The 14,154-nt window shown below is 63.5% G+C and carries 12 protein-coding genes; 8 read left to right on the top strand and 4 right to left on the bottom strand.

What is annotated here, in order from left to right; genetic code table 11:
- The coding region (locus tag VFL62_RS02780) for an A/G-specific adenine glycosylase (RefSeq protein WP_325170854.1) at positions 1-731 on the bottom strand (731 nt) is incomplete at its 3' end.
- Positions 732-814: 83 nt separating this feature from the next.
- On the opposite strand from VFL62_RS02780, the gene VFL62_RS02775 reads away from it, so the two are divergent.
- The 8 genes from VFL62_RS02775 (at position 815) to VFL62_RS02740 (ending at position 10,918) form a co-directional block, all read left to right on the top strand.
- The gene (locus tag VFL62_RS02775) at positions 815-1,294 is read left to right on the top strand and encodes a DUF721 domain-containing protein (RefSeq protein WP_325170853.1); all 480 of its coding nucleotides are present in this window, start codon (positions 815-817) and stop codon (positions 1,292-1,294) included.
- A 105-nt stretch (positions 1,295-1,399) separates the two neighbouring features.
- The gene (locus VFL62_RS02770; protein WP_325170852.1) at positions 1,400-2,056 is read left to right on the top strand and encodes a DsbA family protein; all 657 of its coding nucleotides are present in this window, start codon (positions 1,400-1,402) and stop codon (positions 2,054-2,056) included.
- A 240-nt stretch (positions 2,057-2,296) separates the two neighbouring features.
- A complete protein-coding gene (locus VFL62_RS02765) occupies positions 2,297-5,761 on the top strand; it encodes a chromosome segregation SMC family protein (RefSeq protein WP_325170851.1) in 3,465 nt (1,154 codons plus the stop codon).
- A 125-nt stretch (positions 5,762-5,886) separates the two neighbouring features.
- Positions 5,887-6,858, top strand: coding sequence for a small ribosomal subunit Rsm22 family protein (locus tag VFL62_RS02760; RefSeq protein ID WP_325170850.1), 972 nt, complete (start codon positions 5,887-5,889; stop codon positions 6,856-6,858).
- Positions 6,859-7,169: 311 nt separating this feature from the next.
- The gene (locus VFL62_RS02755; RefSeq protein WP_325170849.1) at positions 7,170-7,727 is read left to right on the top strand and encodes a LemA family protein; all 558 of its coding nucleotides are present in this window, start codon (positions 7,170-7,172) and stop codon (positions 7,725-7,727) included.
- Positions 7,728-7,888: 161 nt separating this feature from the next.
- The gene (locus VFL62_RS02750) at positions 7,889-9,115 is read left to right on the top strand and encodes a M48 family metallopeptidase (RefSeq protein WP_325170848.1); all 1,227 of its coding nucleotides are present in this window, start codon (positions 7,889-7,891) and stop codon (positions 9,113-9,115) included.
- Positions 9,116-9,392: 277 nt separating this feature from the next.
- Positions 9,393-10,151 (top strand): hypothetical protein, encoded by a 759-nt coding sequence (locus VFL62_RS02745; protein ID WP_325170847.1) that lies wholly within the window; start codon positions 9,393-9,395, stop codon positions 10,149-10,151.
- Positions 10,152-10,249: 98 nt separating this feature from the next.
- Positions 10,250-10,918 carry a hypothetical protein gene (locus VFL62_RS02740; RefSeq protein ID WP_325170846.1) on the top strand — a complete coding sequence of 223 codons (669 nt, stop codon included), beginning with the start codon at positions 10,250-10,252 and terminating at the stop codon, positions 10,916-10,918.
- A 147-nt stretch (positions 10,919-11,065) separates the two neighbouring features.
- On the opposite strand, the gene VFL62_RS02735 is transcribed toward VFL62_RS02740, so the two are convergent.
- The 3 genes from VFL62_RS02735 to VFL62_RS02725 form a co-directional block, all read right to left on the bottom strand.
- Positions 11,066-11,893 (bottom strand): outer membrane protein, encoded by an 828-nt coding sequence (locus tag VFL62_RS02735; RefSeq protein WP_325170845.1) that lies wholly within the window; start codon positions 11,891-11,893, stop codon positions 11,066-11,068.
- A 228-nt stretch (positions 11,894-12,121) separates the two neighbouring features.
- Complete coding sequence (locus VFL62_RS02730) at positions 12,122-12,661, bottom strand: adenine phosphoribosyltransferase (protein WP_325170844.1); 540 nt, start codon at positions 12,659-12,661, stop codon at positions 12,122-12,124.
- A 106-nt stretch (positions 12,662-12,767) separates the two neighbouring features.
- On the bottom strand, positions 12,768-14,154 hold a 1,387-nt coding region (locus tag VFL62_RS02725), incomplete at its 5' end, for an anthranilate synthase component I (protein ID WP_325170843.1).

Here is a 14,154-nt window from a genome sequence, read left to right as displayed (position 1 = left end):
GCCTTGCGCGGAAACGTCTCCTGATCGGCACGTGCGCGCGCGAGGCAATCCGCGTTCAGCGGACACAGCGGGCAGGCCGGCTTCTTCGGCGTGCAGATCGAGGCGCCCAGATCCATCAGCGCCTGCGCGCTATCGCCCGCGCGAGGCTTCTCGTCGCCGGCGCGGGATTCCGCGAGCAGCGTCGCCGCGAGCTGCTGGATGATCGGCTTGGCCTGCGGCAGCGCCTCCTCGACCGCGTACAACCGTGACACCACGCGTTCGATATTGCCGTCGACCGGCATGGTGCGGCGGTCGAACGCGATCGCGGCAATGGCGGCCGCGGTATAGGGACCGATGCCGGGCAGAGCACGCAAGCCTGCCTCGGTATCGGGAAAAACCCCGCCATGGTCGCGCAGCACCGCAACCGCGCAGGCGTGGAGATTGCGCGCCCGCGAATAATAGCCAAGCCCCGCCCACATCCGTAAGACATCGTCGAGCGAGGCGCGGCCGAGCGCTGCGACATCGCCCCAGCGCGCCAGGAACTTCTGAAAATACGGCCCGACGGTCTTGACCGTGGTCTGCTGCAGCATGATTTCCGACAGCCACACCGCATAAGGATCAGGCTTTCGGCCGGCCGGCGGCCGCCATGGCAGCACCCGCCGATGCCGGTCGTACCACTCGAGCAACAGCGCCGGGCGATCGGCGACCGTTACTTCCGAGCCAGTTCTCTTCTTGGGGCTCATCAGAGTCATGGCGTTGTTTTAGCGCATCCCTCTCGCCGTCATGCCCGGGCTTGACCCGGGCATCCACGTCTTTCTTCATGCTATAAGACCCCATGGCAAAACCCGGTCCGAGTTCGGCCAAGCCGTTATCCGTCCTGCTCAGCGACGTCTTTTCGGACGCCTACGCCAAGCAGGGCTTTGCCGCGCGCGAACTCGTGACGCGCTGGACCGAGATCATCGGAGCTGAACTCGCCGCGCATTGCGAGCCGCTGAAGATGCAATGGCCGCGGCCCGTCGAGGGACAGCCACAGGAACCGGCCACGCTGGTGTTGCGGGTCGAAGGCCCGATGGCGCTGGAAATCCAGCATGCCTCCGACGTGATCCTCGAGCGCGTCAATCGCTTCTTCGGCTGGAGCGCGGTCAGCCGTCTGGCGCTGCGGCAGGGCCCGCTGTCGCGCCGGGAACGGCCACGGCCGTCACCGCCGCCGGACCCGCGCCAGGTCGAGCAGATCGCGCAGACCCTGACCTCGGTCGAGGACGAGGCGTTGCGGGCGGCGCTGGCGCGGCTGGGCGCTACAATCAAGCGAAATTGAGGTTTTCGGCGGCACAAGCCGCCACGGCCCGGCATTGCCACATTCCTCGTTTCAAGCTAGCGAGTGCCTGATATTTCGCAGTCAAAGTGCTTTCGGGAGCCGATCTTGATCATCACGCGCCGTGCCTTTACCGCCGCCCTGTCGCTGGCCGGACTTGCCGCTCTCGTCGGGGTTTCGCCGCTTCGCCTGATCACGGACGCGCTGGCCGACAGCGCCGCAGATGTGGCCAAGCCGCAGTCCCTGCCCGACATGGCACTCGGACCGAAGGACGCCAGCGTCACCATCACCGAATATGCCTCGATGACCTGCCCGCATTGCGCAGCCTTCAACGAGAACGTGTTCCCGAAGATCAAGTCGGCCTATATCGACACGAACAAGATCCGCTACGTGTTCCGGGAATTCCCGCTCGACATCAAGGCGGCGGCCGGCTCGATGCTGTCGCGCTGCATCGCCAAGGACGACGCCGCCAAATACTTCGCGGTCACCGACCTCCTGTTCCGCCAGCAAAGCGACTGGGTGATGAAGAACACCACCGAGACGCTGACCCGGATCGGCAAGCAGGCGGGGCTCAGCCAGAGCCAGGTCGAAACCTGCCTGAAGGACCAGGCGCTGCTGGACAAGATCGTCGCCGACCAGAAATTTGCCTCCGACGTTTTGAAGGTGAATTCGACCCCGACCTTCTTCATCAACGGCGAGATGATCAAAGGCGAAACCTCGTTTGAGGAATTCGACAAGCGGATCAAGGCGCTGCTGAAGAGTTAGGCAGTTAAGCGGGAACTGGAACCGCTGCCGTTGCGCGATAAATCTTGGGATAAGTCCCTCGGAATCCGTAGATAATTCCCTTGGGAAAAGCGCTGGCGCAGGTTGCCCTTGGGCGGACGCCTCGCCATTGTCGGCCCCTCAAGAGCCGCTTCAGACGACTCACCCCCAACAACGACATTGCCTTCTATGGTATTGTCCGGGCAGGGAGATTCGCGCCCTGCCAACAGAGAATCTGTGCCTATGAAGCTGACCCGCCTTCGCCTTCACGGTTTCAAGTCGTTCGTCGAACCGACCGATTTCATGATCGAGCCCGGCCTCACCGGCGTCGTCGGTCCGAACGGCTGCGGCAAGTCCAACCTCGTGGAAGCGCTGCGCTGGGCGATGGGCGAGACCTCGCACAAGTCGCTGCGCGCGGCCGACATGGATGCGGTGATCTTCGCCGGCTCCGGCAACCGCCCGGCCCGCAACCACGCCGAAGTGGTGATGACGATCGACAATTCCGAACGCACCGCGCCGGCGGCCGTCAATGACAGCCAGGTGCTGGAGATTTCCCGCCGCATCGAGCGCGAGGCCGGATCGGTCTACCGCATCAACGGCCGTGACGTGCGCGCGCGCGACGTGCAGCTCTTGTTTGCCGACGCCGCCACCGGGGCGCGGTCGCCGGCCCTCGTCCACCAAGGCAAGATCGGCGAGATCATTCAGGCCAAGCCCGAGCAGCGCCGCCGCGTGCTGGAAGATGCCGCCGGCGTCGCCGGGCTTCATGCTCGCCGCCACGAGGCCGAGCTGCGGCTGAAAGCGGCCGAAACCAACCTCACCCGCGTCGAGGACGTGATCGGGCAACTCTCGGGACAGATCGACGGCCTGAAGAAACAGGCGCGTCAGGCGATCCGCTATCGCGAGGTCGCCGCCAAGGTTCGCAAAGCCGAGGCCCTGCTGTTCCACCTGCGCTGGATCGAGGCCCAGGCCGGCGTGTCGGAGACCGCCCAGGTTCACGACCTCGCCGTCCGCGAGATGGCGGAGCGCACCCGCGAGCAGGCCGAAGCCGCCCGCATCCAGGCGATCCGCGCCTCCGAGCTGCCGGCGTTGCGCGAGGCCGAAGCCAGAGCTGCTGCCGGCCTGCAGCGCCTGACCAACGCCCGCGAGATGCTCGACCGCGAGGAGGCCCGCGCCAAGGAGCGCGTTGCCGAACTCGATCGCCGCCTGACGCAATTTTCCGCCGACATCAGCCGCGAACAGCAGCAGACCGCCGACGCCGATGCGGCGCTGTCGCGTCTTGAGACCGAAGACGCCGAGCTCAAGGAAGAAATCAAGTTTCGCGTCGAAAAGCGCAGCGGCGTTGACGAACGCGTCTCCGAAGCCGAAGCGACGCTTGCCGCAGCCGAGCGGCTGTTTGCCGAGCTGACCACCGCGCTCGCCGATCTCGCCGCCAAGCGCAATCAGCTCGAGGGCAACGTGCGCACCCACCGCGAGCGGCTGGCGAAGCTGGAATCCGACATCGCCAATGTCGAACGCGACGAGCAGAAGCTTGCCGAGGAGACCAGCGGGCTCGGCGACCTCGCGATGCTCACGGCCGCGGTGGAAGAAAGCCAGGAAAATCGAGCCAGCGCCGACAGCGCGTCGCAAGCGGCAGAGGCTGCCCACGCCGCCGCGCGCGCCAAACTGGAATCCTGCCGCACGCCGCTGACCGAAGCCGACAAGCGCGTACAGCGGCTCGAGACCGAGGCGCGCACGATCTCGAAACTCGTCAACAGCGAGACCAAGAACCTGTGGCCGCCGATCATCGACGGCATCACGGTCGCCAAGGGCTACGAAAAGGCGATCGGCGCCGTGCTCGGCGACGATCTCGACGCGCCGGTCGATCCGTCCGCGCCGATGCGCTGGACGCTTGCCGAAGGCACCGGCGGCGATCCGGCGTTGCCCGACGGCATCGAGGCGCTCGCCGCCCATGTTCAGGCGCCGGTCGAACTGAAGCGGCGTCTGGCCCAGATCGGCGTCGTGGCGCGCGAACGCGGCGCCGAACTGATTTCGCAGCTCAAGACCGGCCAGCGGCTGGTGTCGCTGGAGGGCGACGTCTGGCGCTGGGACGGCTTTGTCGCGGCGGCCCATGCCCCGACCGGCGCGGCGCGGCGGCTCGCCGAGCGCGCGCGCCTTGTCGACATTGAAAACGAGCTGGAGCTGGCCCGCATCGATGCGGGCGCCAAGCGGCAGGCGCTCGAGACCGCCGAGGCCGAGTTGAAGGCCGCCGCATCGGCCGAGACCTCGGCGCGCGAGGCCTCGCGTGCCGCCCAGCGCGAAGCCGATAGCGCGCGCGAGCGCCATGCGGCGGCCGAACGCGAGATCAACCGCCACACCGCGCGCAAGTCGGCGCTGACGGAAGCGCGCAACCGCATCGACGCCGACCGCAGCGAAGCCCAGGCCGCCCATGATAGCGCGGCCGCGGCGTTGAACGAACTGCCTTCGAGCGAGCCGACCGAAAACCGGCTGACCGAAGTCAAGACCGGCATCGACGGCTGCCGCCGCGTCGCCGCCCAGGTGCGCGCCGAAGCGCAAGCCTTGGCGCGCGAAGCCGAACTTGCCGACCGGCGGCTTCAGGCCATCACGGCCGAGCGCAACGAATGGCAAAGCCGCAAGACCAGCGCCACGTCGCAGCTCGAGACCATCGAGGCCCGCCTCAACGAAGTCAGGGCCGAACGCGCCGAGCTCGAGGAAGCGCCGGCGGTATTCGCCGAAAAGCGCCGCACGCTGATCAGCGAAATCGAGGCCGCCGAGGCCGGGCGCCGCGCCGCCGCCGACACGCTGGCGGCCGCCGAGAACCTGATGGCCGAGACCGACCGCGCCGCGAAAGCCTCCCTTGAGGCGCTGTCGAGCGCCCGCGAGGCATGCGGCCGCGCCGAAGAGCGGATGGAAGGCGCACGGCGCCGCCTCTCCGACATCGAGCGCGAAATCCACGACATGCTCGAGGTCGAACCGCAGGCGGTCGCTGGCCTTGCCGAGATCGAGCCCGGCATGGAATTGCCGCCCCTGCCCGAGATCGAGGAAAACCTCGAAAAGCTGCGGCGCGACCGCGAACGGCTCGGGGCCGTCAACCTGCGCGCCGAGGAGGAGCTGCGCGAAGTCGAGGCGCAGCATACCACGCTCACCACCGAACGCGACGATCTGGTCGAAGCCATCAAGCGGCTGCGCCAGGGCATCCAGAGCCTCAACCGCGAGGCGCGCGAGCGCCTGCTGGCCTCATTCGAAACGGTCAACGCGCATTTCAAGCGCCTGTTCACCGAACTGTTCGGCGGCGGCGAGGCCGCGCTGCACCTGATCGAGAGCGAGGACCCGCTGGAAGCCGGGCTCGAGATCATCGCGAAACCGCCCGGCAAGAAACCGCAATCGCTGTCGCTCCTGTCGGGCGGCGAGCAGGCGCTGACGGCGCTGGCGCTGATCTTCGCGGTGTTCCTCACCAACCCGTCGCCGATCTGCGTGCTGGACGAAGTCGACGCGCCGCTCGACGATCACAACGTCGAACGCTTCTGCAACCTGTTGCATGAAATGACCTCGACGACGGAAACGCGCTTCATCATCATCACGCATAATCCGATCACCATGGCGCGGATGAACCGCCTGTTCGGCGTCACCATGGCCGAACGCGGCGTGTCGCAGCTGGTCTCGGTCGCGCTCGATGAGGCGGTGAAAATCCTCGACCAGCACGTGGCATGATCCTCCGGCCGTCATGCCGGGGCGATGCGAAGCATCGAACTATGGTGCGCAACTTGCGCAGCTGAGAAGCTCGAGATTCCGGGTCCGGTCCTTCCGGACCGTCCCGGAATGACGTTGGAGCTGCCATGACTTCCCCCTCCCTTCCGGCCGCTCTACGCGCAGCTCTCGACGCAAAGCTCGAGGGGCTGTCGCGTCAGGACGCCGCCGGCCGCGCCGCCTTGATCTCGAAGACCTACCGAGACGGTGGAAGCTCCATCGCGATCAAATCCGAGATTGACGCGCTCGCTTATGCGCTGGTGCGGATGCCCGCGACCTATGCAGCCATTGCGGCCTGCCTCAATGCACTTGTCGAAGAGCGGCCCGACTTCGCGCCGAAGACCCTGCTCGACGTCGGCGCGGGCCCGGGTACCGCAAGCTGGGCGGCGGCCGAAGCATTTGCCTCGCTCGAGAACTTCATGCTGCTCGATATCAACCCGGCGCTGCAGAAGCTCGCGCTCGAACTCGGCCGCGACCATCCGCGGCTTGGCGCCATGACCTGCCGCCGCGATCCAGACGCGCTCGACGACGTCGATGCCGCCGACCTCGTGATCGCGAGCTATCTGATCGGCGAAGTCAGCGACGCCGAACGTTCAGGGCTTGCCGAGCGGCTTTGGACCAAGACGCGCGAGGTGCTGCTCGTGGTCGAACCCGGCACGCCGGCCGGCTACGAACGGATCATCGCGCTTCGCCGCGACCTAATCGCGCGCGGCGCCCATGTCGCCGTGCCCTGCCCGCACGACCTGCCCTGTCCACTTCAGCCGCCAGACTGGTGCCATTTTGCCCAGAGACTGCCGCGGCTGCGCGCGCATATTCAACTCAAGGGCGCCGAGCTTCCCTTTGAAGATGAGAAGTTCAGCTACGTCGTATTGATGCGCGAGGCGCCCGCCAAGCGCGCCGCCCGCGTGCTCGCGCCACCCGATGTCGGCAAGGTCGAGGTCGCCGCCAAGCTGTGCACCGCCGGCGGCGTCGCGATCGCGAAGATAGCAAGGCGTGACAAAGCCGCTTATGCAACGGCGCGCCGCTGGCGCTGGGGCGATGCGGTGGCGGAGTGGATTTGACATTCGCTACCCAGCCAGTCGCGGGTTCGCATAGCGAATGTCAAATCCAAAACTCCACCAGAAACATATCTTTGCCAGTGGTCCTTCGGTTCTAACATTCGCAAAAGTGCCTGCTGAGAAGGAATGCGAATGTTAGAATGGACCACCAGTGGATTAAGGTATTGATGGATTAAAGTTAATCCGTCCGACCGCGCTTGCTTGAACGAATGCGGCCTTGCGGCCGACCAACCAGAACCCCACCTCGTGGCGGCTGCCGCTTGATCGACTTTGGTTTAGGTTATCCGCACCCGCTTCCCCTTACGGAGTTTTCCATGTCCGGCTGGATCGTGCTTGGCGTCATTGTCGTTCTCGTCCTGTTTGCGTTCGGCGCCTATAACCGCCTGGTGGCGCTCAGCCAGCGCGTCAATCAGGCCTTTGCCGATATCGACGTGCAGCTCAAGCAGCGTCACGACCTGATTCCGAATCTGGTCGAGACCGTGAAGGGTTATGCGGCGCACGAGCGCGGCACGCTCGAGGACGTCATCAAGGCGCGCAATTCCGCGATGTCGGCGCAGGGACCGGCCCAGGTGTCGGCCGCCGAAAACCAGCTCTCCGGCGCGCTCGGCCGATTGATTGCGTTGTCGGAGGCCTATCCGGATCTCAAGGCCAATGCCAACTTCCAGCAGCTCGCCAGCGAATTGTCGGACCTGGAAAACAAGATCGCGGCCAGCCGCCGCTTCTTCAACAACGCGGTCCAGGAATACAACACCGGCATCCAGCAGATGCCAGCAGCGCTGTTCGCCGGCATGTTCGGTTTTACCCGCAAGGAATTCTTCGATCTCGGCGCCAGTCGCACCGAAGTCGAGGCGGCGCCGCAGGTGAAATTCTAACTATCTAGACGAATGATGCTGGCTTCGCCCGTCATTCCGGGATGCGCCGTCAGGCGCAGGCCCGGAATCCATGGCGCCGCTTGAATGCCTGGAGAAATGGATTCCGGGCTCGCTCGCTTCACTCGCGCCCCGGAATGACGGGGGTTTGAGGAAACCAGACCATGGCCGCCTACGGTCTCCACACGCATATCGCGGCGAACAAGACCCGCTCGATGCTGCTGCTCGGCGGCCTGTTCGCGCTGGTCTACGTGATGGTCTATGCCGGCGCGCTGATCGCGGAAGTCATGAGTTATGGCGGTGCGCCGGCTGACTATTATCTCGCCGCCGCCGCGCGCGACCTCGTCAAGGCGTTTCCGTTTGCGACCGGCGGTACGCTGGCCTGGATCGCGATCGCCTATTTCTTCCATCAGAAGATCGTCGATGCCGTCACCGGCGGCGAGGACGTCACGCGACAGCAGCAGCCGCGGCTCTACAATCTCCTGGAAAATCTCTGCATCTCGCGCGGCATTCCGATGCCGAAGCTGAAGATGATCGAAAGCGACGCGCTGAATGCCTATGCCACCGGGCTCAATCAGAGCCAGTATGCCGTCACCGTCACCACCGGCCTTCTGAACGCGCTTGACGATCAGGAGATCGAGGCCGTGCTCGGGCACGAACTGACCCATATCCGCAACGGCGACGTGCAGATGATGGTGATCGCGGTGATCATAGCCGGCGTGGTCGGCTTCTTTGCCGAGCTGTTTTTCCGCAGTTTTACCAACTTCGGCTATTACGGCGGATATGGCGGTTATCGCCGCGGTTCATGGTCGTCCTCATCCGACAGTTCATCATCGTCCGACAACAGAAAGAGCTCCGGCGGCGGCGCCGTCATTGTCATCATCATCGCGGTCGCGCTGATCGCGCTGGCCTGGGCTTTGTCACAGATGGTGCGGCTGGCGTTGTCGCGCTCGCGGGAGTACCTGGCGGACGCCGGCTCGGTCGAACTGACCAAGAATCCGGACGCCATGATCTCGGCGCTGCGCAAGATCGAGAACCGCGGCGAGCTGCCGGGCGCGACCTCGGCCGTGATGGAATTGTGCCTCGACAACCCGCGCGAGGGCTTTGCCGATCTGTTTGCCACCCATCCGTCGGTGGATGCCCGTGTTGCGGCGCTGGTGAAATTCGCCGGCGGGCGCGACCCGGGCCCGATTGCGCTCCCGTCCGACATGCCGCAGGACCAACTCCCTGGCGCGGACGATCAACCTCCGCCGCGGTTGCCGAAAGGTCCCTGGAGCGATGCGGCAAACCCGGTCGACACCGCGCCACATTCAGGACCTTGGGGCAACGAGTCGGGACCATCGACGGGCCCAGCTTCCGGACCTCCCGCCGGCCCTTGGGGCCGACACTAAGGCCCCGCGTGCACCGAAAAAACCCGAGCGGCCACCTTCAGGCCGCGTTCTGGCATTAACGACGGCGGTATGATTGGGGCAAATCGGCTTCTAATGATTTGAATTCTCCCTTGTTTCTGCCATGTTCGCACCCAAAGCAGACAGGGGGAACTTCGATTTCATCGGGGCGCCCGTTGGTTGGGGATTTGGGACATATCCGGGATCAAGCCCGGTCTTTTCGGAACCGGATGTCCGGTTCGGACAGATAAATGTGCCCAACAGGGATACAGGTAGATTCATGGCGAAACCGGCAGTGATCGTGGTAGGCGCTGACAAGGGCGGGGTCGGCAAGACCACCGTCTCGCGCACGCTTTTGGATTATTTCAGCGCGAATAACGTTTTGACCCGGGCTTTCGACACCGAATCGCCGCGCGGCACGCTGAAGCGCTTCCATCCCGATATTACCGAGATCGTCGACATGACGACGACCTCGGATCAGATGAAGATCTTCGATACGCTGAACTCGGTTTCTCCGTCGGTCACCGTGATCGACGTCCGCGCCGGACTTCTCTCGCCGGCGCTCGCCTCCTTGCGCGACATCGGCTTCCTCGACGCCGCCAAGTCCGGCCAGATCACCTTTGCCGTGTTCCACATTCTCGGCCCCTCGATCGCTTCCCTCGACGAAATCGCCGAAACCTCGAATTTTATGGCAGGCGCCAGATATTTCCTGGTGAAGAACTTCATCAACGACACCCAGTTCTTCCAGTGGGATCAGGCCACCTACAATTCCTATTTCCACCGCATCAAGGATGCGACCGACCTCACGATCCCGAAGCTGAACGAAATGGCTTACGAGCAGGTCGAGGTCGCTTCGGTTCCGTTCCTGAAATTCGTCGCCAACAAGGGCATCAGCGACGAGGCGGCGAACTATTCTTTCGTGCTGCGCGGCTATGTGCGGCACTGGCTCGCCAATGTCTGGGCCGAATACGATCGCATCAAGCTCACCGACATCGTCGGCTCCAGCAAATCGAGTTCGCGCAGCGGCGGCGAAAAATAATTGCGCGGCCGGCCCGATTGGGCTGGAATGGGTGAGGATCTCGCTGGTGTCGCGGCCGGCCTGGCATTCCTCTCCCGCTCCACTAGATAAAGCGCGTGATGCGTCAGACACCCGTCTACATCGTTTGTTCGCCTCGCCCATTGGTCGGCAAGACTCTGGTCGCGCGCCTGCTCAGCGAATTTCTCCTGCTGAAACACGGCAAGGTGCTGGGTTTTGACGTCAACCTGAAAGAGCCGTCGCTGCTCGAATACCTGCCTGACACCACCGAGACGGCGGAGGTCGACGACACCTTCGGCAAGATGGCGCTGATGGACCGGGTGATCATCAATGATGACCTGCCCAAGGTGATCGACCTCGGCTTCCATGCCTTCGACAAATTTTTCGAGATGACGGAGGAAATCGGGTTCGTGAAGGAAGCCGTGCGCCGCGGCATCGTTCCCGTGGTCATGTTCATCGGCGACACCGACCGCGTCTCGGCGCGAAGCTATCCGCTGCTGCAACGCCAGATTCCGCGGACCTCGCTCGTCACCGTCGACAACGAATATATCGTGCGAGGCGAACTGCCGGAGGCCTTTGCGACCGGAAAGGTCGTGCACATCAGCGCGCTGCCGACGTTTCTGAAGACCTATATCGACCGGCTCTCCTTTTCCTTCACCGACTATTTGCGGCACGAGAGGGATACATCCACCGAACTGCATCAGTGGATTCGCCGCAACTATATGAGCTTCCGCGAGCTCGAACTGAGCCTGATCCTGCAGCAGTCGTGATGGCGCTCGCCCGCATGTCGAGCCGCACTCGCAGCAGACCAGCAAAGATCGGCCCTCGGCATTTTGCGACGCGCATTGAAGGCACTGGATCGAGTGCGCAAAAAAGGCCCGGCACATAAACCGGGCCCTTAAATATGTCTCTGAAGATCAGTACTTCGCGACTACCGCATCGCCAAACTTGTAGTTCACGCCGACGCGAACTGTGTGGAATGCGAAATCCTGCGAGAGATGCTCGATGTAATTGAAATTTGGCGGAGCAAAGGTGCTGCCGGGTACATAGGTCGAGGTGTAGTTGATGCTGCCAAGGTCGGTGTAAAGATATTCGAGCTTGACGGTCCAGTTTGGTGCAAAGGCATGCTCGATGCCCGCGCCGACCGTCCAGCCCACCCGGGTGCTATTATCGGCGGCAGTCTTCGTATAGCCGTTGGTGGAGGACAGATCCCAGCTGCCCTTGACGCCGCCCACCGCGAGGCCGCCAGTGACGTAGAGTAGCGTTCTATCGACCGCATAACCCGCACGGCCACGGAATGTAGCGAACCAATCGTTCCTGATGCTCTCGTTGAAAGTGCGGACCGTCGGTGGGTTGGCGCCCGTAAAGATGCTCCGCTTTCCGATGTCCGAACCATTGATGTCTCCTTCGACACCAAGTACGGCCGCACCGACCTGCCAATTGTATCCGGCCTGAACGCCACCGAGCACGCCGGCCGGATTCAGACGCTGATTGCTCAGCGCGACAAATTGGTTCTGGAACGCCGTCCCTTCAATGGACCAACTGCTCGTCGGATCAAGTACCGTATCCAGATTGGACCGCCCCCAACCATAGCCGACGTTGCCGCCAACATAGAACCCCGTCCAGTTGTAGATCGTCACGATTGGTGCCGGCGCCTTGGTGTACGGGCGGGCAGCCAAGTCCGCCGCAGATGCAGACGCGGCTGAAACAGCCAAAATTATCGCCGACAGCGCCAATCGCTTCATCGAAGGTCTCCAACCACTGAAATATCTAGCAACGTTGTTCAACGCGGTAGATATACCCAAGGCCACCATTTGTAGATGTAGCGTTGGGGCAACACTGCCCTAAGATCCAGCTCCGAGGGCGCCATTCACGCCGCGAATTATCGATCGAGCGGATCGATTAACCCTATGATTTTGTGACCGAAACCGGTTGCGACCGCAATCCGGACGACGCCCATTTTGCCGCTGACTTCAATGCCCTTCGAACGTCATCAACGTGCGGACCGCGACATCCATCGCGCGCAGTTTGGCGGCGCCGCCAAGTTCGGGCAGATCGACGATGAAGCAGGCGGCCACCACGTTGGCGCCGATCTGACGCAACAGCTTCACCGCGCCTTCGGCCGTACCGCCGGTCGCGATCAGATCGTCGACCAGGATGACGCGCTCGCCAGGATGGATCGCATCGACATGCATTTCCATTTCGTCGACGCCGTATTCGAGGGAGTAAGCGATCCGCACCGTGGTATGCGGCAGCTTGCCCCGCTTGCGGATCGGCACGAAGCCGGCGGAAACCTGATGCGCCAGCGCGCCGCCCAGAATGAAGCCGCGCGCCTCGATGCCCGCGATCTTGTCGATCTTCGATCCGGCCCAGGGCTGCACGAGTTCGTCGACGGCTCTGCGAAACGCCCGCGCATCGCCGAGCAGCGTGGTGATATCGCGAAACATGATCCCGGGCTTCGGATAGTCCGGAATGGTGCGAACCGTCGCCTTCAAATCGTATTCGGGGAACATCGGTTGCCTCTCAAATCCTGTTCGTCATCTTCAATGCAGTGGCATTGTCTTTATTCATGATCTTAATGCATGATCTTATCGGAAAACCGGTTCCCGGTTTTCCGGATCATCCATTCAGGCGGAACGCATTCTCGACGATACGCAAACCCACCTCGCCGCCGAGCGACATCAGCGACTCCGGATGGAACTGCACGCCGGCCACCGGCAGCGTCTTGTGCTCGATCGCCATGGCGACGCCATCCTCGGTGCTGGCGGTTACCTGTAGCACATCGGGCATGCTGTCGCGCTCGACATAGAGCGAATGATAGCGCCCGATCACGATTTCATTGGGCAGGTTCTGCATCAGCCGCCCGCCCCTCACCTGCACCCGCGACGGCCGGCCGTGCGCCGGCTGCAACAACTGCCCGAGCTGGCCGCCGAAATATTCGCCGATCGCCTGCACGCCGAGGCAGACGCCGAAGATCGGCAGCTTCTTGGCCAGCGCCGTATCGATCGTGGCCGCGATGCTGAAATCCTCCGGCCGTCCCGGACCCGGCGACAACACCAGGAGGTCGTAACCGGCCTTCGCCAGCATCTTTTGGGCATGGACATAGCGGACAACCGTGACGCTGGCGCCGACCTGCCGGAAATAATCCGCGAGCATGTGGACGAAACTGTCGTCGTGGTCGATCAAGAGCACCCGCTTGCCGGAGCCGGTGGCATCGGGCGCAAAGGTCGAGAGCGGCTTTGCCGGATCGCCGCGCAGCGCCTGAAACAGCGCGGCCGCCTTGACCTGGCATTCGCGATCTTCCGCGGCGGGATCGGAGTCGAACAGGCAGGTGGCGCCGACGCGAACCTCCGCGATGCCGTCCTTCATTCTGATGGTGCGAATGGTGAGGCCGGTGTTGATGCTGCCGTCGAAATTCACCACCCCGATCGCGCCGGCATACCAGCGCCGCGGTGACCGCTCGTGATCCTCGACGAACTGCATCGCCCATTTCTTCGGCGCGCCGGTCACCGTGACGGCCCAGGCGTGGGTCAGGAATGCGTCGAGCGAATCGAAGCCGGGGCGCAACATGCCCTCGACGTGGTCGACGGTATGAAACAGCTTGGAATAGGTTTCGATCTGGCGCCGCGCCAGCACCTTGATCGTGCCCGGCACGCACACGCGTGCTTTGTCGTTGCGGTCGACGTCGGTGCACATGTTGAGTTCGAATTCATCCTTCTGCGAATTCAGAAGCTGCCTGATCTGTTCGGCATCGCCGATGGCGTCGACGCCGCGCGCAATGGTGCCGGAAATCGGACAGGTCTCGATCCGCCGGCCGTCGGAGCGCACGAACATTTCCGGCGATGCCGACACCAGAAATTCGCCGTCGCCAAGGTTCATCAGCGCGCCATAGGGCGACGGGTTGATGACGCACAGCCGCTGAAACACTTCGGCCGGCGAACGCTCACAGGGTTCGCCGAACAATTGTCCGGGCACCGCTTCGAACAGATCGCCGCGCGCAAAGGCG

The organism is Bradyrhizobium sp. (genome assembly GCF_035701725.1).
Classification (GTDB): Bacteria; Pseudomonadota; Alphaproteobacteria; order Rhizobiales; family Xanthobacteraceae; genus Bradyrhizobium.
The sequence above is the reverse complement of the archived record's forward strand: the minus strand, read 5'-3'. Positions and strand labels throughout refer to the sequence as shown.